The sequence below is a fragment of the Burkholderia sp. USMB20 genome (genome assembly GCF_000949135.2).
In the GTDB taxonomy this organism is placed as follows: Bacteria; Pseudomonadota; Gammaproteobacteria; order Burkholderiales; family Burkholderiaceae; genus Burkholderia.
Window position 1 is genome coordinate 367,813 of record NZ_JTAN02000001.1, and the last position, 19,440, is coordinate 387,252.

General features: G+C 68.5%; 14 protein-coding genes and 1 pseudogene. 13 read left to right on the forward strand and 2 right to left on the reverse strand.

Features of this window, described 5'->3' with window-relative positions; translation table 11 throughout:
* Nucleotides 1-105 precede the first annotated feature (105 nt).
* From PL79_RS01740 to PL79_RS01760, 5 genes are all read left to right on the forward strand, one after another.
* Nucleotides 106-1,254, forward strand: coding sequence for an ABC transporter ATP-binding protein (locus PL79_RS01740; RefSeq protein ID WP_044847390.1), 1,149 nt, complete (start codon nucleotides 106-108; stop codon nucleotides 1,252-1,254).
* Nucleotides 1,255-1,263: 9 nt separating this feature from the next.
* Entirely contained in the window at nucleotides 1,264-3,258 is a 1,995-nt protein-coding gene (locus PL79_RS01745) for a beta-galactosidase (RefSeq protein ID WP_044847391.1), read from the forward strand.
* A 76-nt stretch (nucleotides 3,259-3,334) separates the two neighbouring features.
* A complete protein-coding gene (locus PL79_RS01750) occupies nucleotides 3,335-4,594 on the forward strand; it encodes an ABC transporter substrate-binding protein (RefSeq protein ID WP_044847392.1) in 1,260 nt (419 codons plus the stop codon).
* Nucleotides 4,595-4,648: 54 nt separating this feature from the next.
* The gene (locus PL79_RS01755; RefSeq protein WP_235879176.1) at nucleotides 4,649-5,617 is read left to right on the forward strand and encodes a carbohydrate ABC transporter permease; all 969 of its coding nucleotides are present in this window, start codon (nucleotides 4,649-4,651) and stop codon (nucleotides 5,615-5,617) included.
* A 26-nt stretch (nucleotides 5,618-5,643) separates the two neighbouring features.
* Nucleotides 5,644-6,495 (forward strand): carbohydrate ABC transporter permease, encoded by an 852-nt coding sequence (locus tag PL79_RS01760; protein WP_039318652.1) that lies wholly within the window; start codon nucleotides 5,644-5,646, stop codon nucleotides 6,493-6,495.
* A gap of 263 nt (nucleotides 6,496-6,758) precedes the next feature.
* Here the strand turns inward: PL79_RS01760 and glcC are convergent, their stop codons facing one another.
* Nucleotides 6,759-7,529, reverse strand: a complete 771-nt coding sequence (gene glcC / locus PL79_RS01765; protein WP_044848878.1) for a transcriptional regulator GlcC — start codon at nucleotides 7,527-7,529, stop codon at nucleotides 6,759-6,761.
* A 231-nt stretch (nucleotides 7,530-7,760) separates the two neighbouring features.
* Here glcC and glcD point away from each other — a divergent pair, with 231 nt between their 5' ends.
* The 8 genes and pseudogenes from glcD to PL79_RS01805 all read left to right on the forward strand — a co-directional run bounded on the left by glcD (nucleotide 7,761) and on the right by PL79_RS01805 (nucleotide 18,525).
* Complete coding sequence (glcD, locus tag PL79_RS01770; protein ID WP_044848877.1) at nucleotides 7,761-9,260, forward strand: glycolate oxidase subunit GlcD; 1,500 nt, start codon at nucleotides 7,761-7,763, stop codon at nucleotides 9,258-9,260.
* The gene (gene glcE / locus PL79_RS01775) at nucleotides 9,260-10,342 is read left to right on the forward strand and encodes a glycolate oxidase subunit GlcE (RefSeq protein ID WP_044848876.1); all 1,083 of its coding nucleotides are present in this window, start codon (nucleotides 9,260-9,262) and stop codon (nucleotides 10,340-10,342) included. The genes glcD and glcE overlap by 1 nt, the downstream gene beginning before the upstream one ends.
* A 26-nt stretch (nucleotides 10,343-10,368) precedes the next feature.
* Entirely contained in the window at nucleotides 10,369-11,589 is a 1,221-nt protein-coding gene (gene glcF / locus PL79_RS01780) for a glycolate oxidase subunit GlcF (RefSeq protein ID WP_044848875.1), read from the forward strand.
* A 31-nt stretch (nucleotides 11,590-11,620) separates the two neighbouring features.
* Nucleotides 11,621-12,025, forward strand: a complete 405-nt coding sequence (locus PL79_RS01785) for a GlcG/HbpS family heme-binding protein (RefSeq protein WP_044848880.1) — start codon at nucleotides 11,621-11,623, stop codon at nucleotides 12,023-12,025.
* Between the two features lie 44 nt (nucleotides 12,026-12,069).
* Nucleotides 12,070-14,244 (forward strand): malate synthase G, encoded by a 2,175-nt coding sequence (locus tag PL79_RS01790; protein ID WP_044848874.1) that lies wholly within the window; start codon nucleotides 12,070-12,072, stop codon nucleotides 14,242-14,244.
* Nucleotides 14,245-14,791: 547 nt separating this feature from the next.
* Nucleotides 14,792-16,321 (forward strand): annotated as a pseudogene (locus tag PL79_RS01795) (sensor domain-containing diguanylate cyclase); the annotation flags it as partial.
* 148 nt (nucleotides 16,322-16,469) lie between these two features.
* The gene (locus tag PL79_RS01800; protein ID WP_044848872.1) at nucleotides 16,470-17,849 is read left to right on the forward strand and encodes a cache domain-containing protein; all 1,380 of its coding nucleotides are present in this window, start codon (nucleotides 16,470-16,472) and stop codon (nucleotides 17,847-17,849) included.
* Between the two features lie 31 nt (nucleotides 17,850-17,880).
* A complete protein-coding gene (locus PL79_RS01805; RefSeq protein ID WP_044848871.1) occupies nucleotides 17,881-18,525 on the forward strand; it encodes a response regulator in 645 nt (214 codons plus the stop codon).
* A gap of 209 nt (nucleotides 18,526-18,734) precedes the next feature.
* Here the strand turns inward: PL79_RS01805 and PL79_RS01810 are convergent, their stop codons facing one another.
* Entirely contained in the window at nucleotides 18,735-19,331 is a 597-nt protein-coding gene (locus PL79_RS01810; RefSeq protein ID WP_044848870.1) for an MlaC/ttg2D family ABC transporter substrate-binding protein, read from the reverse strand.
* Between the last annotated feature and the right edge of the window lie 109 nt (nucleotides 19,332-19,440).

Sequence of the window (19,440 nt, forward strand, 5' to 3'; positions counted from 1 at the left end):
CCGACGGGCGCGACTCGGCCGCGATCGCGATCGGCTCTTTTTTTGATCGCGATGCTTAAGCGCTTAAGCATCGACGAAGGCGCATTAGAACATGGAGCGGAGACAATGGCGAGCATCTCGATGCGACGCGTGCAGAAAGCCTATGGCGAGCACGCGCCGGTCATTCGCGACGTCGATCTGGAGATCGGCGCGCACGAGTTCTGCGTGTTCCTCGGCCCGTCCGGCTGCGGCAAGTCGACCCTGCTGCGGATGATCGCGGGCCTCGAGGACCTGAGCGACGGCGAGCTGTCGATCGACGGCCGCCGCGTCGACGACGTGCCGGCCGCCGAACGCGGCGTCGCGATGGTGTTCCAGAGCTACGCGCTGTTTCCGCACATGACGGTCTACGAGAACATGGCGTTCGGGCTGAAGCTCGCGCGCGTGCCGAAGGCTAAGATCGACCGGAAGGTGCGCGACGCCGCGCGGATCCTGCAGCTCGACACGCTGCTCGAGCGCAAGCCGAAGGCGCTGTCCGGCGGCCAGCGGCAGCGCGTCGCGATCGGCCGCGCGATCGTGCGCGAGCCCGGCGTGTTCCTGTTCGACGAGCCGCTGTCGAACCTCGACGCGGCGCTGCGCGGCCAGACCCGCATCGAGATCGCGAAACTGCACCGGCAGTTCGAGCGCGCGAGCGTCGTCTACGTGACGCACGACCAGACCGAAGCGATGACGCTCGCCGACAAGATCGTGCTGCTGCACGCCGGCGCGGACACCGCGCGGCACGGCAGCATCGCGCAGGTCGGCGCGCCGCTCGACCTCTATCACCATCCGGCGAGCCGCTTCGTCGCCGGCTTCATCGGCTCGCCGCGGATGAACTTCCTGCCGGCCGTCGTCACCGCCTGCGACGCGCGGCGCACGATCGTCACCGTCGTGTTGTCCGGCGAAACCTTCACGCTGCCGCGCGACGGTTCCGCGCTCGCGGTCGGCGCGGCCGTCACGCTCGGTATCCGCCCCGAACACCTGACGCTCGGCGCCGCGCACGACGCGACGACGCTCGCGTGCGACGTCGCGCTCGTCGAACGCCTCGGCGAGCAGACCTACGTGCACCTCGACCAGCCCGGCGGCACGCCGCTGATCGCGAAGGTGCCCGGCGACGCCCCGCTGCGCCGCGGCGAACGCGTGCACGCGCATGCGCCGGCCGCCGCCTGCCATCTCTTCACCGAAGACGGCCGCGCGGTGCCCGCGTGCGCCGACCTTCCCGTCCACCACTACGCATAAGGATCGGGCATGCGCCTCGGAGTCTGCTACTACCCGGAACACTGGCCGGAATCGATGTGGGCCGACGACGCCCGCCGGATGAAGGCCCTCGGCATCGCGCAGGTGCGGATCGCCGAATTCGCATGGAGCCGCATCGAGCCGTCGCCGGGCGAATACGACTGGGGCTGGCTCGACCGCGCGGTCGACGTGCTCGGCACGGCCGGCCTCGAGATCGTGATGTGCACGCCGACCGCGACACCGCCGAAATGGCTCGTCGACCGTCACCCCGACATCCTCGCGATCGGCGCGGACGGACGGCCGCGCAAGTTCGGCTCGCGCCGCCACTACGACTTCTCGTCGCCGACCTATCTCGAAGCGTCGCGCCGCATCTGCACCGCGGTCGCCGAACGCTACGGCCGCCACCCGGCCGTGCGCTACTGGCAGACCGACAATGAGCTCGGCTGCCACCAGACGGTCGTCAGCTACTCGCCCGCCGCGCTCGTGCGTTTTCGCGGATGGCTGCAGGCGCGCTACGGCACGATCGACGCGCTGAACCGCGCGTGGGGCACCGTGTTCTGGAGCATGGAATACCGTCATTTCGACGAAGTCGATGCGCCGGTCGGCACCGTGACCGAAGCGCATCCGTCGCACCGCCTCGACTACCGGCGCTTCGCGTCGGATGAAGTCGCGCGCTATCACCGGATGCAGGTCGACGTGATCCGCGCGCATTCGCCGGGCCGCCCGGTCGCGCACAACTTCATGCAGCTCTTCACCGAGTTCGATCATTACGACGTGGCGCGCGACCTCGACGTCGCGACCTGGGACAGCTATCCGCTCGGCGCGCTCGAGGAGCAATGGTTCGCGCCCGACGTGAAGGCGCGCTGGCTGCGCACCGGCCATCCGGATTTCGCGTCGTTCAATCACGACCTCTATCGCGGCATGTCGAAGCTGCCGTTCTGGGTGATGGAGCAGCAGCCGGGCCCCGTGAACTGGGCGCAGTGGAACCCCGCGCCGCTGCCGGGCATGGTGCGGCTGTGGAGCTGGGAAGCGTTCGCGCACGGCGCCGGCTGCGTGTCGTACTTCCGCTGGCGGCAGGCGCCGTTCGCGCAGGAGCAGATGCATGCGGGCCTGCACACGCCCGACGACCGGCTCGACGAAGGCGGCCGCGAAGCGCAGCGCGTCGCGCAGGAGATCGCCGCCGTGCTCGACGCAGGTGCCGATGCCGACGCGAACGGCGCGGTGCGTGCGCCCGTCGCGCTGGTGTTCGACTACGAAGCGAAGTGGCTGTTCGAAGTGCAGCCGCAAGGCGCCGATTTCCACTACCCGCGCTTCGCGTTCGAGTACTACTCGGCGCTGCGTTCGCTCGGCCTCGACGTCGACATCGTATCCGCGCACGCGCCGCTCGACGGCTACCGGCTCGTCGTCGTGCCGCCGCTGCCGGTCGTGCCGGACGACTTCGCGGCACGGCTCGCCGCATCCGGCGCGCATGCGGTGTTCGGCCCGCGCACCGGCTCGAAGACCGCCGACCTGCGGATTCCGCCGACGCTGCCGCCCGGCCCGCTCGCGTCGATCCTGCCGGTACGCGTGTGGCGCGTCGAATCGCTGCGGCCGAACGTGACCGAGCGGATCGACGGCACGCTGCGCGACGGCGCGCCGCTCACCGGCGACGCCCGTCACTGGCGCGACCTCGTCGAACTGCGCGACGACGACGCGCGCAGCGTCGTGCGCGCGCGCTTCGCCGACGGTCATCCGGCGTGTGTGTCGCACGGCACGCTGCACTACTGGGCCGCGCTGTTCGACGACGCGACCACCGCGCGCCTGTTCGCCGACGTCGCGGCCGAAGCCGGCCTGACACCGTCGCCGCTCGGCGAGGGCGTGCGCGTGAGCCGGCGCGGCGGCCTGACCTACGTATTCAACTACGGCAACACGCCGCACACGATCGATGCGGTGCCGCCGTCCGCGTTCGTGGTCGGCGCCGCGCAGGTCGAGCCGCAAGGCGTCGCCGTGTATCGAAGCCGTTCGTAGCAGCCGTTCGTAGCAACCGCCCCCGGCGCCGCGATGCGCCGGTCACGCACAACGACAGACAGGAATGGAGACACCCATGACACATCGCCCCCTTCGCGTCGCCGCCCGGCTTGCGACCGCCGCCGCCATCGCGTTCGCTTCGTTCGGCGCCGCGGCGCCGGCCGACGCGGGCACGCTGACGATCAACATCGCGTTCAAGGGCGCCAGCCAGCGCGCGGTCTGGCAGTCGACGATCGAAGCATTCCACAAGGCCCATCCCGACATCGACGTGAAGCCCACCTTCGTCGACGAGGAAGCGTACAAGGTGCAGCTCCCCGCATGGCTCACGACCGTCGCGCCCGACGTCGTGAACTGGCACGCGGGCGAGCGCATGGCGTACTACGCGAAGCGCGGGCTGTTCGAGGACCTGAGCGGCGACTGGAAGAAGAACGGCTGGGACGCGATGTACGCGTCGACGCGCAGCGCATCGTCCTATAACGGCAAGCAGTATGCGGCGCCGACCGTCTATTACTCGTGGGGGCTGTTCTACCGCAAGGACCTGTTCGGCAAGGTCGGCATCGCCGACGAGCCGAAGACCTGGGACCAGTTTCTCGATGCATGCAAGAAGCTGAAGGCGGCCGGCATCACGCCGATCGCGATCGGCGGCCGCGACGCGTGGACGCTCGCCGGCTGGTTCGACTATCTCGACCTGCGCCTGAACGGCAACGCATTCCACCAGCAGCTGATGGCCGGCGACGTGCCGTATACCGATCCACGCGTGAAGAAGGTCTACACGACGTGGAAATCGCTGATCGACTCGGGCTACTTCATCGACAACGCGCTGTCCTACGATCTCGACGGCGCGCAGCCGTTCCTGTTCCAGGGCAAGGCCGCGATGATGCTGATGGGCACCTTCATCGCCGCCGGCTTTCCGCCGAACGTGAAGCAGGAAATGGGCTATTACCGCTTCCCCGTCATCGACCCGAAGGTGCCGACCGCCGAGGACGGCCCGGTCGAATCGCTGCACATCCCGACCAAGGCGAAGAACAAGGCCGACGCGCATACCTTCCTCGCGTTCGTCGAAACGCCCGAGATGGGCGCGAAGCTCGCCGAAGGGCTCGGTTCGCTGTCGGCCAACGGCAAGTCGCCGGAGCCGGCCGATCCGATCTCGCGCATCGGCTTCCGGATCCTCGCCGACACCCGGGGCGGCGTCGCGCAGTTCTACGACCGCGACATGACGAAGGAAATGGCCGACGAAGGGATGAAGGGGATGCAGCAGTTCGTCGCGAATCCCGCGCAGCTCGACACCGTGCTCGCGCAACTCGAACAGACCCGCAAGCGGATCTACAAGAAGTAACCGCGTGACCCCTGCGGCGGCCGAGTGCCGCCGCATCCGCCCAGGAGGCTTGCCGTGTCCAGTCCGATCACGTCCAGACCCGTCGCAACGGCGGCTGCCCCGGCCGCACCGCCCGCCGACGCGCCGCCGGCCCGCAGCTCGCCTGTCGCGCTGCGCGCGCGCCGGCCGTCGCCGGCCGTGCGGCGACAACGGCGCGCCGCGTGGCTCTTTCTCGCGCCCGCGTGCGCAATGGTTGCCGTCTATGTGATCTGGCCGATCCTGTCGACGCTGTGGCTGAGCCTCTGCAACTGGGACGGGATGACCGAGCGCACGTTCGTCGGTCTCGCGAACTACGCCGAGCTGTTGCAAGCGCCGACGTTCTACACCGCGCTGCGCAACAACGTGATCTGGCTCGCGCTGTTCATGCTCGCGCCGCCGCTCGGCCTCGCGCTCGCGCTGTACCTGAACCAGGCGGTCGCCGGCATCCGGCTCGTGAAGTCGCTGTTCTTCGCGCCGTTCGTGCTGTCGGGCGTGGTCGTCGGCCTGATCTTCTCGTGGTTCTACGATCCGACCTTCGGGCTGCTCGCACTGATCGCCGGGCACGGGATCCCGGTGCTCGGCGATGCGCGCTATGCGACCTTCGGCATCGTGTTCGCCGCGCTGTGGCCGCAGACCGCGTACTGCATGATCCTGTACCTGACCGGCCTCACGTCGGTGAACCCGGAGCAGATCGAAGCGGCACGGATGGAAGGCGCGCGCGGCTTCGCGCTGCTGTGGCACGTCGTGCTGCCGCAATTGCGGCCGACCACGTTCATGGCGATCGTCGTCACGGTGATCGGCGCGCTGCGCAGCTTCGACCTGATTTCGGTGATGACGGGCGGCGGCCCGTTCGAGAGCTCGACCGTGCTCGCGTATTACATGTACGACCAGGCGATCAAGTATTACCGGCTCGGCTATTCCGCGTCGATCGCGGTCGTGCTGTTCGCGATCATGCTCGTCTACATCGTGTTCCAGTTGCGCCGCATGCTGCGCAACGAGCAGTGACCTGACCTTCCGGGGAACCATCCATCATGTTTCCGACACCCGTTGCCCACTGGAAGCCGGTATCGCGCCGGCTGTACAAGCTGTCGCTGCCCGTCGCGCTCGTGATCTGGCTGCTGCCGATGATCGCGGTGTTCGTCACGTCGGTGCGCTCGACCGAGGAGCTGGTCGAAGGTCACTACTGGGGCTGGCCGCGGCACTTCTCGATGATCGAGAACTATCGCGACGCGCTAACCACGTCGCCGATGCTGCATTACTTCTGGAACAGCGTGCAGATCACGGTGCCGTCGGTGCTCGGGTCGATCGCGCTCGCGGCGATGGCCGGATTCGCGCTGGCGACTTACCGGTTTCGCGGGAATGCCGCGCTGTTCGGGACCTTCGTCGCGGGGAATTTCGTGCCGGTGCAGGTGCTGATGATTCCGGTTCGCGACCTGTCGCTCAGGCTCGGGGTGTTCAATACGGTCGAGGCGCTGATTCTCTTTCACGTCGCGTTTCAGACGGGGTTCTGTACGCTGTTTCTGCGCAATTTCATCAAGCAGTTGCCGTTCGAGCTGATCGAGGCGGCGCGGATCGAAGGCGCGGGAGAGTGGACGGTGTTCTGGCGGATCGTGTTGCCGTTGATCCGGCCGGCGCTGGCCGCGCTCGCGATTCTCGTGTTTACGTTCGTGTGGAACGATTACTTCTGGGCGCTGTGTCTCACGCAAGGTGACGAGGCCGCGCCGATTACCGCGGGTGTGGCGGCGCTGAAGGGGCAATGGACGACTTCCTGGAACCTTGTTTCGGCCGGGTCGATTCTCGCAGCGTTGCCGTCGGTCGCGATGTTCTTCGCGATGCAGAAGCATTTCGTCGCGGGACTCACGTTTGGGGCGACGAAAGGTTGAGCCGACGCTGAGCGCTGATCGCGGCTGTCTGCTCGCGGATTCGCATCTCCCCCTCTTCATCGAGAGGATTGCCCGCTTCGGCGGGCTTTTTTGCGCGTTTCGGGTACGAACTACACCCCAATTTCGCCCGATTCAACCGCCTGAGCGCATGTCGCGCAGCGGCTAAACAGGTCGTGTCGGGCCACGCATCGAATAGGCCGCACCGTCAACTTAACATGCTTGACACACGTCCTGACGTCATCGGCCACGCTGGTTCGAGTGACTCAAGTCCACCCTTCGAGCCGCAACGTCGAGCGCACGAGCCGCTGCTCCTCCTCTTCGATCTCGCGCAGATACTCGACGCACTGCCGGATATGCTCGCTCGCCGCCTTGCGGGCCTGGTCGGGCAACCGCCCCGTCACCGCGTTGTAGAGCCGCGCGTGCTGGCGGTCGATCTGCTTCTTCAGCGGCTCGCGGTGATAGAGGTTGTTCACCGACGCGAACACGGAGCTGAGCAGCAGGTCGGTCAGCGACTGCAGCGTGTTGACGAGCACCGGATTGTGCGACGCCTCGCAGATCGCGAGATGGAACGCATGGTCGAGCTTCGCGCGCGCGGCCGGATCGAGATCCTGCGCATCGGCCGCCGTCATCTCCTCGTAGCGGCGCTTGATCAGGATGAAGTCGGCGGGTGTGCCGCGCAGCGCGGCGAGCCGCGCGGCTTCGGTCTCGAGCATGCCGCGCACCTCGAACAGGTCGTACAGCGTGCGCGGCTGCGAGCCGAGCAGATGCATCATCGGCGAGACTTCGCGCTGCGGGGTCAGGCTCGCGACGAACGAGCCCTTGCCGTGCGTCGTGTCGATGATCCCGCGCGCGCGCAGCAGCTTCATCCCTTCGCGCACGGCCGTGCGCGACACGCCGAGCTTCTCGGTCAGCCGACGTTCGGACGGCAGCGCCTGCCCGGCCTTCAACACGCCGTCGACGATCAGCTGCTCGATCCGCTCGGCGACGACATCGGCGACATTGCGCGCCGGCGCTTGTCGATTCTGCATTTCCATACTGGTATGACCACTTCGGACGGACCTCGCCGATTTTCGCACAAACCCTTGTGCTGATTGCGTTTTACGTCACATCCAGCTGCCCCTCAAAGGCACTCGAACAAAAACTGGTATGACCACGTCGGCGGCATCTGGACACGCCCCCGCCGCCCGCCAAGAATGCCGTCCATCGGCGTGCCGCGCGTCCCGCGGACGCCTGCACGATGAAGATGGTGGAGACGGAGACACACGATGAGTTTCATCTACGACGAACGGATCGACGGCCCGCTGGCGACCGTCGACCGCGACACGCTCGTCGCCGCGCTCGACGCGGCGGCGCCCGGCCTCGACGTGCTGCACGAGCGCGAGGCGCTGAAGCCGTTCGAATGCGACGGCCTCGCCGCGTACCGCACGGTGCCGCTTGCGGTCGTGCTGCCCGACACGGTCGAGCAGGTGCGTGCGGTGCTGCGCGTCGCGGCCGCGCACGGCGTGCCGGTCGTCGCGCGCGGCGCCGGCACCGGGCTGTCGGGCGGCGCGATGCCGCTCGAAAAAGGCATCCTGCTCGTGATGTCGAAGTTCAACCGGATCCTGGAAATCGACGCCGACGCCGGCATCGCGCGCGTGCAGCCGGGCGTGCGCAACCTCGCGATCTCGCAGGCCGCGGCACCCTACGGCCTCTACTACGCGCCCGACCCGTCGTCGCAGATCGCCTGCTCGATCGGCGGCAACGTCGCCGAAAACGCGGGCGGCGTGCACTGCCTGAAATACGGGCTGACGGTGCACAACATCCTGAAGGTCGAGATCCTGACGATCGACGGCGACACGCTGACGCTCGGCGCCGATGCGCTCGACGCGCCCGGCTTCGACCTGCTCGCGCTGTTTACCGGCTCCGAGGGGATGCTCGGCATCGTCACCGAGGTGACGGTGAAGCTGCTGCCGAAACCGTCGAGCGTGAAGGTGCTGATGGCGAGCTTCGACGACGTGGCCGAAGCCGGCGCGGCGGTCGCGCGGATCATCGGCGCGGGCGTGATCCCCGGCGGGCTCGAGATGATGGACAACCTCGCGATCCGCGCGGCCGAGGACTTCATCCACGCCGGCTACCCGGTCGACGCGCAGGCGATCCTGCTGTGCGAACTCGACGGCGCCGCAACCGATGTCGACGAAGACGCCGAACGCGTGGCCGCGCTGCTGCGCGACGCGGGCGCGTCGGAGATCCGCGTCGCGCGCGACGAAGCGGAGCGGCAACGCTTCTGGGCCGGCCGCAAGAACGCGTTCCCGGCGGTCGGCCGCATGTCGCCCGACTACTACTGCATGGACGGCACGATCCCGCGCCGCGAGCTGCCGCGCGTGCTCGAAGGGATCGCCGCGCTGTCCGCGCAATACGCGCTGCCGGTCGCGAACGTGTTCCATGCGGGCGACGGCAACATGCATCCGCTGATCCTGTTCGACGCGAACCGTTCCGGCGAGCTCGACCGCGCGGAAGCGCTCGGCGGCAAGATCCTCGAACTGTGCGTCGCGGCAGGCGGCAGCATCACCGGCGAACACGGTGTCGGGCGCGAGAAGATCAACCAGATGTGCGTGCAGTTCAACGCCGACGAAATCACGTTCTTCCACGCGGTGAAGGCCGCGTTCGATCCGCAGCGCCTGCTCAACCCCGGCAAGAACATCCCGACGCTGCACCGCTGCGCCGAGTTCGGCGCGATGCACGTCCATCACGGCAAGCTGCCGTTTCCCGAACTGGAGCGCTTCTGATGCGACGCGAACGCGAACCCGAATCGATCGACGACAGCGCGGCGCTCGTCGCGCAGGTCGACGCCGCAATCCACGCGCGCCAGCCGCTGCACATCCGCGGCGCGGGCACGAAGGCGTTCGTCGGCCGCGCGGTCGAAGGCCGCACGCTCGACGTGCGCACGCACCGCGGCATCGTCGCGTACGACCCGACCGAACTCGTCATCACCGCACGCGCGGGCACGCCGCTCGCCGAACTGGAAGCGATGCTCGACGCGGCCGGCCAGATGCTGCCGTGCGAGCCGCCCACGTTCGGCGGCACGGCAACGCTCGGCGGCATGTTCGCGGCGGCGCTGTCGGGGCCGCGCCGCCCGTGGGCCGGCGCGGTGCGCGACTTCGTGCTCGGCTGTCGCGTGATCACCGGCCATGCGAAACACCTGCGCTTCGGCGGCGAGGTGATGAAGAACGTCGCGGGCTACGACGTGTCGCGGCTGCTCGCGGGCAGTTTCGGCTGTCTCGGCGTCGTGACGGAGGTATCGCTGAAGGTGCTGCCGAAGCCGCGTGCGACCGGCGATCTCGCGCTGACGCTCGCTGCCGCCGAAGCCGTGCAACGCGTCGCGGCATGGCGTCGCGCGGGGCTGCCGCTCGCGGGTGCCTGCCACGCGGACGGCGTGCTGCGCGTGCGGCTCGAAGGCGGCGAGGGCTCGGTGAAGGCCGCGCGCGACACGATCGGCGGCGAGCGGATGGACGATCGCGACGACGGGTTCTGGGCGCGGCTGCGCGACCTGTCGCTGCCGTTCTTCGACGATCCGCGCGCGCTGTGGCGCGTATCGGTGCCGGCGGCCGCGCCGCTCGATGCGCTGCCCGGCGCGCTGCTCGTCGACTGGGGCGGCGCGCAGCGCTGGCTGAAAAGCGACGCCGCGCCGGCCGACGTGCAGCACTTCGCCGCGCAGTGGGGCGGCCACGCGACCTGCTTCACGCCCGGCACGACGCCCGAACCGTTCCATCCGCTGCCGCCCGCGCTGCTGCGCGTGCATCGACAGCTGAAGGCGCAGCTCGATCCGCATGCGATCTTCAATCCCGGCCGCCTGTACGCGAACGTCTGACGCCAACCCGACTTCGAACCGCCGATATGCAAACCAATCTCAGCGAAGCCAGCAAGGCCCTCGACCGGGCCGACGAAGCGGAAGCGATCCTGCGCGCGTGCGTGCACTGCGGCTTCTGCAATGCGACCTGCCCGACCTATCAAGTGCTCGGCAACGAGCTCGACGGGCCGCGCGGACGCATCTACCTGATCAAGCAAATGCTCGAAGGCGAGCCGTGCGGCGAGCGCACGCAGCAGCATCTCGACCGCTGCCTGACCTGCCGCAACTGCGAGACGACCTGCCCGTCCGGCGTGCGCTATCACACGCTGCTCGACATCGGCCGCGCGGAAGCCGAGAAGCGCGCGCGGCGGCCTGCGCGCGAGCGCCTGCTGCGCGCGGGCCTGCGTCACGTGGTGCCGCGGCCGGCAACCTTCGCCGCGCTGCTGAAGGCCGGCCGCGCGTTGCGCCCGCTGCTGCCCGGCACGCTGCAGGACAAGATTCCGGCCGCCGTGCCCGCCGCCACGCCGCGCCCGCCGGTACGCCATGCGCGGCGCGTGCTGATGCTGGAAGGCTGCGTGCAGCCTTCGCTGTCGCCGAACACGAACGCGGCCGCCGCGCGCGTGCTCGACCGCCTCGGCATCAGCGTGACGCCCGCGCGCGAAGCCGGCTGCTGCGGCGCGACCGAATATCACCTGAACGCGCAGGATGCCGGGCTCGCGCGCGCGCGCCGCAACATCGACGCGTGGTGGCCTGCGATCGAAGCCGGCGCGGAGGCGATCGTGCTGACGGCGAGCGGCTGCGGCGCGTTCGTGAAGGAATACGGCGACCTGCTGCGCTCCGACCCCGTCTCTGCGGACAAGGCGCGGCGCGTCAGCGCACTGGCGCGCGACCTCGCGGAAGTGATCGCGGCCGAGCCGCTCGACGCGCTGGCCGAATCGACGCGACGCCGCGTCGCGGTCCACTGCCCGTGCACGCTGCAGCACGCGCAGCGGCTCGGCGGCGCGGTGGAAAGCATCCTGACGCGGCTCGGCTTCGATCTGACGAATGTCGCCGACGGCCATCTCTGCTGCGGCTCGGCCGGCACCTACGCGCTGACGCAGCCCGAACTCGCGGCCAGGCTGCGCGACAACAAGCTCGACGCGCTCGAAGCCGCGCGGCCGGACCTGATTGTCACGGCCAACGTCGGCTGCCAGACTCACCTGAACGGCGCAGGCCGCACGCGCGTGCGCCACTGGATCGAGCTCGTCGACGACCGACGGGTCGACTGATTCCACCGACCGCTGATTCCGGAGGAACATGATGCAAACCAAACCCGAACTCCAGCTCGCCGACGCCGAACGCATGCTCGCGGCCGCCCGCGTGGAAGCCGCACGGCACGGCTGGGCCGTATCGATCGCCATCGTCGACGACGGCGGCCACCTGCTCGCGTTCGCGCGCCTGGACGGCGCATCGCCGGCCAGCGCCGTCATCGCGCAGGACAAGGCGCGCGCGGCGGCGCTCGGCCGGCGCGAGACGAAAGCGTATGAGGATATGATCAACGGTGGCCGCACCGCGTTTCTCAGCGTGCCGCTGACGGGCTTGCTCGAAGGCGGCGTGCCGGTAGCGTTCGACGGCCGGATTGCGGGCGCGATCGGCGTGTCTGGCGTAAAGTCCGAGCAGGACGCGCTGATCGCCCGCGCCGGCGTACAAAGCGTCGCGACATGAGTCAGCCAAGCCGCGCGCGAATTTTTTCCCCGGGAGGAATCACGATGATCGACCATGCAGGACTGCAAGTCGCGCCAGCGCTGAGCCAGTTCATTGAAAACGAAGCACTGCCGGGCACCGGTATCGACAAGGCCGCGTTCTGGAGCGGTTTCTCGGCCCTGGTACACGACCTCGCGCCGCGCAACCGCGAGCTGCTCGCGGAACGCGACCGCCTGCAGCAGGAACTCGACACGTGGCATCGCGCGCACCCCGGCCCGGTGCGCGACCACGCCGCGTTTCGCGCATTTCTCGAAGAGATCGGCTACCTCGTGCCGGTCCCGTCGAACGTCGCGGCAGCCACCGCGAACGTCGACAGCGAGATCGCGACGCAGGCCGGCCCGCAGCTCGTCGTGCCGCTGTCGAACGCGCGCTATGCGCTGAACGCCGCGAACGCACGCTGGGGCAGCCTGTACGACGCGCTGTACGGCACCGATGCGCTGCCGGAAGACGGCGGCGCCGAGCGCACCACGGCATACAACCCGACGCGCGGCCAGCGCGTGATCGACTACGCGCGCGGCGTGCTCGACAACGCGGCGCCGCTCGCGAGCGGCTCGCACCGCGACGCGCTGCGCTATCGCGTGGAAGACGGCCAGCTCGCCGTCGAAACCGGCAAGGGCGTCGTGCACCTCGCGCAGCCGGCGCAGTTCGTCGGCTACCAGGGCGCGGCCGGCGCGCCGTCCGCGATCCTGCTGAAGCACAACGGCCTGCACCTCGAGATCCAGATCGACGCGTCGACCCCCATCGGCCGCGCCGATCTCGCGAACGTGAAGGACGTCGTGCTCGAAGCCGCGGTCAGCACGATCATCGACTGCGAGGATTCGGTCGCGGCGGTCGACGCCGACGACAAGGTCCAGCTCTACCGCAACTGGCTCGGCCTGATGCAGGGCACGCTGGTCGAGGAGGTCGCGAAGGGCGGCAAGACCTTCACGCGCCGCCTGAACGCCGATCGCGAGTACACCACGCCGGCCGGCGGCACGCTGGTGCTGCACGGCCGCTCGCTGCTGTTCGTGCGCAACGTCGGCCACCTGATGACCAACGGCGCGGTGCTGGACCGCGACGGCAACGAGATTCCGGAAGGCATCCTCGACGGTGTCGTCACGACGCTGTGCGCGCTGCACGACCTGAAGGCCAAGCGCAACTCGCGCACCGGCTCGATCTACATCGTGAAGCCGAAGATGCACGGCCCGGTCGAAGTCGCGTTCGCCGACACGCTGTTCGCGCGCATCGAGGATCTGTACGGCCTGCCGCGCAACACGCTGAAGATGGGCATCATGGACGAGGAGCGCCGCACCAGCGTGAACCTCGCCGCCTGTATCGCGGCGGCGGCCGCGCGCGTCGCGTTCATCAACACCGGCTTCCTCGACCGCACCGGCGACGAGATGCACACCGCGATGGAAGCGGGCCCGATGATCCGCAAGGGCGACATGAAGTCGTCGGCGTGGATCCAGGCGTACGAGCGCAACAACGTGCTCGCGGGCCTGTCGGCCGGCCTGCGCGGCCGCGCGCAGATCGGCAAGGGCATGTGGGCGATGCCGGACCTGATGCACGCGATGCTCGAGCAGAAGATCGCGCATCCGCGCGCCGGCGCGAACACCGCGTGGGTGCCGTCGCCGACCGCCGCGACGCTGCACGCGCTGCACTACCACCTCGTCGACGTGCAGGCCATCCAGCAGGAACTCGAGAAGACGACGTACGCAAGCGAACGCGACACGCTGCTCGAAGGGCTGCTGACCGTGCCGGTCGTCGAGCGCGCCGCGTGGAGCGAGAGCGAAATCCTGAGCGAGGTCGAGAACAACGCGCAGGGCATTCTCGGCTACGTCGTGCGCTGGGTCGAACAGGGTGTCGGCTGCTCGAAGGTGCCGGACATCCACGACGTCGGCCTGATGGAAGACCGCGCGACGCTGCGCATCTCGAGCCAGCACATCGCGAACTGGCTGCGCCACGGCGTGATCACCGAGGCCTTCGTGCTCGACGTGTTCAAGCGGATGGCGCGCGTCGTCGACCAGCAGAACGCCGGCGACCCGAACTATCGCCCGATGGCGCCCGGCTACGACCAGTCGACCGCGTTCAAGGCCGCATGCGCACTGGCGCTGCAGGGCACGTCGCAGCCGAGCGGTTATACCGAGCCGCTGCTGCATCGGTTCCGGCTCGCGTACAAGGCGCAACAGCACGGCGCGTAAGCCTTCGCATGCGGGCTTTCCCGCATGCGGTTTTCACGAAGCGGGCAGCCATTACGGCTGCCCGTTTTCATATGCGAATTCATGCAAACGCAGAAACGGATAATCGACCCAAATCGCACGACTTCAGGTTCCGCGTGCGCCTGCCGTTAAAGCAGGTAAATCGGCAACCACGGAACGCGCGCCGCCCCCTCCTGGCGCAAAGCCTTGCGCTGCAACGTTCCCCACGCGACTGGCAAGTCTCTGCCAGGGCGATAATTTGATCCGGATCAACGGTCCGCAACATTTTCCGCGTGCACGAATGCGCGCGTTATACTCGGACCAATCCGCGCCGCCCGATTCGTCGGATCGTCGAATCGCGGCAACTCTTGCCGGTGAGCAGGTGATGCAGCGGCTTATCCGGCCGCCATCGCAGATCGTCGGCACCATGTTCCAGATCGGTCGGGCGGAATGCGCACCGGGGGGTGCATTCCGGATCATCGCCGGCAAATCATACGAACAATCGCATCGGCCCGCCGCCCCGGCGACGATGCCCATCGATCCACGGACCATGGCAGAAACCGACTACGCAATGCCCAGCGAATCCGGCCTGACAAGCCGCGTCGCCGCCCAATTGCGCCGGTTCCTGCTGCCGCACCTGATCTTCTATTCAGGGCTGCTGATCGCACTGATCCTGTTGTTGCTGTGCGGCATCCTGCTGTACGAAGGCCGGATCGACGCACGCGATCGCGCGCGCACCACCCAGCAGAACATCGCGCTGATGGCGTCGTGGGACATCGAGCGCAACATCGAGTTCTATGCGCTGTCGCTGCAGGCGGTCGTCGAAGGCGAGAACGATCCCGCGGTCCTCGCGCTGCCGATGCCGCTGCGCCGCCAGGTGCTGTTCGATCGCGCGACGACGGCCAAGTATCTCGGCGGCATCTACGTGCTCGACTCGAACGGCGACATCGCGGTCGACGGCAAGAGCGACGTGCCGCGCAAGGCCAACTTCGGCAACGAATCGTTCTTCACGGTGCACCGCGACAACCCGGACGTCGGCCTGTACGTCAGCGACCCGTACCGCTCGCGCTTGCGCGGCGGCTCGCCGAGCATCGCGCTCAGCCGGCGGATCACGCGGCCCGACGGGTCGTTCGGCGGCGTCGCCGTGATGTCGATCCGGCTCGAATATTTCCAGGACCTGTTCTCGCGCCTCTCGCTCGGCGATCGCGGGTCGATGGCGCTGATCAATACGAAGGGCCTGATGCTCGCGCGCCAGCCTTACGATCCGGCGATCGTCGGCCGCAACATCAGCAAGGCCAGCACGTTCCGCCGGTTCATGACCGCCAACGAAGGGAGCTTCGCCGATACCGCGTCGATCGACGGCGTGCGGCGCCTGTACGTGTTCCGGCACCTCGACCACCTGCCGCTGATCATCATGGTCGCGCGCTCGGAGGCGGACACCTACGCCGCCTGGTACGACCGCGCGATCCCGATCGGCTCGGCGATGGCCTTGCTCGCGCTCGGCTTCGTCGGCCTGTCGATGCTGCTCGACATCCAGCTGCGCAAGCGTCACCGCGCGGAAACCGAGCTGGAAGCGCTCGCGCGCACCGACGGCCTCACGGGCCTCGACAACCGCCGGATGCTCGACGTCACGCTCGCGCGCGAATGGCGCCGCGCGGCGCGCTCGCAGCACGCGCTGTCGCTGCTGTTCGTCGACGTCGATCACTTCAAGCGCTACAACGACACGCAAGGCCACCAGGCCGGCGACGATGCGCTCGCAGCGGTCGGCCGCTGCATCGCCGGATGCCTGCGCCGCCCGGCCGACTATGCAGCGCGCTACGGCGGCGAGGAGTTCGTCGTGGTGCTGCCGGACGTCGACACGCCCGGCGCCGTGACGATCGCCGAATCGATCCGCACCGCCATCCTCGATCTCGGCATCCTGCACGACACGGATGCGTCGGACCGCCTGACCGCGAGCATCGGCGTGACGACCTGCTATCCGGAACTCGACGACAGCATCCAGGCCGCACTGAAGCTCGCCGACGACGCGCTGTATCGCGCGAAGGAAGGCGGGCGCAACCAGGTCGTCGTGCAGACGGCCCGTCCGCGAGCGCACGCTGCGGCGCGCCTGAGCCACGGCTGGCGCCCGGCCGCCGCAGCGCCGGCCGCGGGCGAAATCGCCGACAATGTCGGCTCGCCGGCGCCGCGCGACACGCGCGCCCGCCGGCCCGCGCCCGCTTCACACCACCATGAGACTCAAGGCAAAGATTTTCCTTCTGGCCATCGTGCCGTTCCTGCTCGCGATCGCCGGCATCGGCTTCGGCGTGCGCCAGCAGGCGACGTCGCTCGCGCGCACGCAGCACGCGACGATCCAGGCCGCCTACCTGTCGAGCAAGGAAGTCGAGCTGAAGCATTACGTCGAACTCGCGACGAGCGCGATCATGCCGCTGTACGACGCGAGCGGCCGCAATGCGCGCGACGACGGACTGCTGCGCACGCAGGCGCTCGCGATGCTGCAGAAGATGGATTTCGGCCCCGACGGCTATTTCTTCGTGTACGACCTGCACGGCAATGCGCTGATGCATCCGCGCGAGCCCGAGCGCGTCGGCCACAACTACTGGTCGATGCGCGACCCGCAGGGCGCGCTGACGATCCAGCAGCTGATCGGCGCCGCGTCGCACGGCGGCGGCTACGTGCGCTACACGTGGCAGCGGCCGTCGACGGGCAAGCCCGCGCCGAAGCTCGGCTACGTCGTCGCGCTCGAACGCTGGGGCTGGATGGTCGGCACCGGCATCTATCTCGACGACGTCGACACCGCGCTGCAGCGCATCGACGCGCGCGCGTCCGCGAACATCGAGCGCACGATGAGCTGGCTCACCGCGATCGCGCTGACCGGCGCGGCGGCGATCGCCGTCTGTGCGCTGGTGCTGAACGTCAGCGAGTCGCGCAGCGCCGACGCAAAGCTCAAGCAGCTCGCGCAGCGCGTCGTCGAATCGCAGGAGCAGGAGCGCGAGCGGCTGTCGCGCGAGCTGCATGACGGGATCAGCCAGATGATGGTGTCCGCGAAGCTGATGCTCGAATCCGCGCTCGCGCGCTTCGAGCGCGGCACCGCGCGCATGCCCGAGGCCGAGCAGGCGCTCGCGTCGGGCGTCGGGCGGCTCGGCGACACGCTGCGCGAAGTGCGCCGCATCTCGCACGCGCTGCGCCCGGCGATGCTCGACGATCTCGGCCTCGCCGCCGCGCTCGAACAGCTCGTGCGCGAGCTCGGTGCGGAAAGCGGCATCGACATCGGCTATACGCAGGTCGCGCACAGCGGCGCGCGGCCGCTGCCCGCGCCGGTCAACACGGCGCTGTTCCGGATCGCGCAGGAGGCGCTCAGCAACATCGTGCATCATGCGCAGGCGTCGCGCGCGGCCGTCACGCTCGACGTCGGCGCGCATGCCGTCACGCTGACCATCGCCGACAACGGCTGCGGCTTCGACGCCGAGCGTACGCAGACCGACGCGCGCCGCGGCATCGGGCTGCGCAACATGCGCGAGCGGCTCGACGCGCTGGGCGGCATGCTGACGATCACGTCGCAGGTCGGCCACACCGTCGTGGCCGCGCGCGTGCCGCTGCGCGCCGCCTGAACACGATCCCCATAACCGGAGACCCTTGCCCATGAGCGCCCCCGACACCGCCCGGCCCGCTGCCCGCCTTCTGCTGGTCGACGATCATCCGCTGGTGCGCGACGGCCTGCGGATGCGGCTCGAGGCGGCCGACCTGTCGGTGGTCGGCGAAGCCGGCAACGCGGACGAGGCGCTTGCGCTCGCCGCGTCGCTCGAGCCCGATCTCGCGCTGATGGACGTCGGCATGAACGGGATGAACGGCATCACGCTCGCCGGCGTGTTCCACGAGCGCTTTCCGGGGATTCGCGTGCTCATGCTGTCGATGCACGACAACATCGAATACGTGACGCAGGCCGTGCGCGCCGGCGCGAGCGGCTACCTGCTGAAGGATTCGCCCGCGAGCGAGATCGTGCGCGCGATCGGCTCGGTGCTGGCCGGGCAGACGTTCTTCAGCGAAGGGCTCGCCGCGCGGATGATCCAGGCAAGCGCGACCGCGTCGCCGCTCGACCGGTTGACGCCGCGCGAGCGCGACATCCTCGATGCGCTGGCCGAGGGGCTGTCGAGCAAGCAGATCGCGCAGCAGACGGGGCTGTCGGTCCGCACGGTGGAAACGCATCGGCTCAACCTGAAGCGCAAGCTCGAGATCGAAGGGCAGGCGGAGCTGATCAAGTTCGCGGTCGAGCATCGGCGGCGGTAGGGCGGCGACGTGCGGCGCCGCAAAAGGCACTGTGCGCGTCGGTCACATTGATTAGCCCTACGATGCTGTTTTTTCTCGCTTCGCATGTGATTCGACGAGTCGGCATCGCGCAGTGGAATCACCGCTCGACCGCTCGACTGACCACGAACGAAAAAGGCGCCCGGAGGCGCCTTTCACTCATCCAAAATCCAGACTGCGCGCAGCGACGCTCAATTCGTCCGCGAATTGTGCTTCTGCAGATACGCGATCAGGCCGTCGATCCCGCCCGACGCGAGCTGGCTCTTGAACTGCCCTTGGTAGACCTGGATCAGCCACGCACCCGACATGTCGATGTCGTAGATCTTCCAGTCGCTGCCGACCTTGCCGAGCCGGTAGCCGACCGACTGGCTGTCGCCCGGCGTCGTGACCGTCGACTGCACCAGCGCATCGGCACCCGACGCGCCGCCGGCCTTGAACGAGAACTTCGCGTCCTGGTTGCCGAGTTGCGCGAGCGACGCGGCATAGGTACGCGTCATCAGCAGCTTGAACTGCTTGTACAGCTCCTGCTGCTGTTGCGGCGTCGCCTGCTTCCAGGCATCGCCGACCGCGATGCGGGTCGTGCGCTCGAAGTTCGTCGCGGGCAGGAAGCGCTGCTCGACGACTTGCGTGACTTTTGCCATGTCGCCGCCGCGCGCACCCGGATCGGCCTTCATCGCGTTGACGGTGCCTTCGACCGCATTACGGACGATGTCGACCGGCGCGCTCTGCGCGAAAGCGGAAACCGACACGGCGGCCGCCGCGACGAAAGCAAACAGATGACGTTTCATACGGATATTCGCACTCGGTAAAAAAAAACGGACGGCGGATTGCATCGATCGCATCGGCCGGTGGGTCGAAGTATAGCGGCCCGGCGGCCCGCCTGCCGCGCGGTGACCG

Bases quoted from the DNA above. Each gene is read 5' to 3' on its own strand.
- glcC (WP_044848878.1), bottom strand. From the start codon at position 7,529: ATGGAAATGCAGAATCGACAAGCGCCGGCGCGCAATGTCGCCGATGTC.
- glcD (WP_044848877.1), top strand. From the start codon at position 7,761: ATGAGTTTCATCTACGACGAACGGATCGACGGCCCGCTGGCGACCGTC.
- PL79_RS01805 (WP_044848871.1), top strand. From the start codon at position 17,881: ATGAGCGCCCCCGACACCGCCCGGCCCGCTGCCCGCCTTCTGCTGGTC.
- PL79_RS01800 (WP_044848872.1), top strand. From the start codon at position 16,470: ATGAGACTCAAGGCAAAGATTTTCCTTCTGGCCATCGTGCCGTTCCTG.
- PL79_RS01745 (WP_044847391.1), top strand. From the start codon at position 1,264: ATGCGCCTCGGAGTCTGCTACTACCCGGAACACTGGCCGGAATCGATG.
- PL79_RS01785 (WP_044848880.1), top strand. From the start codon at position 11,621: ATGCAAACCAAACCCGAACTCCAGCTCGCCGACGCCGAACGCATGCTC.
- PL79_RS01750 (WP_044847392.1), top strand. From the start codon at position 3,335: ATGACACATCGCCCCCTTCGCGTCGCCGCCCGGCTTGCGACCGCCGCC.
- glcE (WP_044848876.1), top strand. From the start codon at position 9,260: ATGCGACGCGAACGCGAACCCGAATCGATCGACGACAGCGCGGCGCTC.
- PL79_RS01740 (WP_044847390.1), top strand. From the start codon at position 106: ATGGCGAGCATCTCGATGCGACGCGTGCAGAAAGCCTATGGCGAGCAC.
- PL79_RS01810 (WP_044848870.1), bottom strand. From the start codon at position 19,331: ATGAAACGTCATCTGTTTGCTTTCGTCGCGGCGGCCGCCGTGTCGGTT.
- PL79_RS01790 (WP_044848874.1), top strand. From the start codon at position 12,070: ATGATCGACCATGCAGGACTGCAAGTCGCGCCAGCGCTGAGCCAGTTC.
- glcF (WP_044848875.1), top strand. From the start codon at position 10,369: ATGCAAACCAATCTCAGCGAAGCCAGCAAGGCCCTCGACCGGGCCGAC.
- PL79_RS01760 (WP_039318652.1), top strand. From the start codon at position 5,644: ATGTTTCCGACACCCGTTGCCCACTGGAAGCCGGTATCGCGCCGGCTG.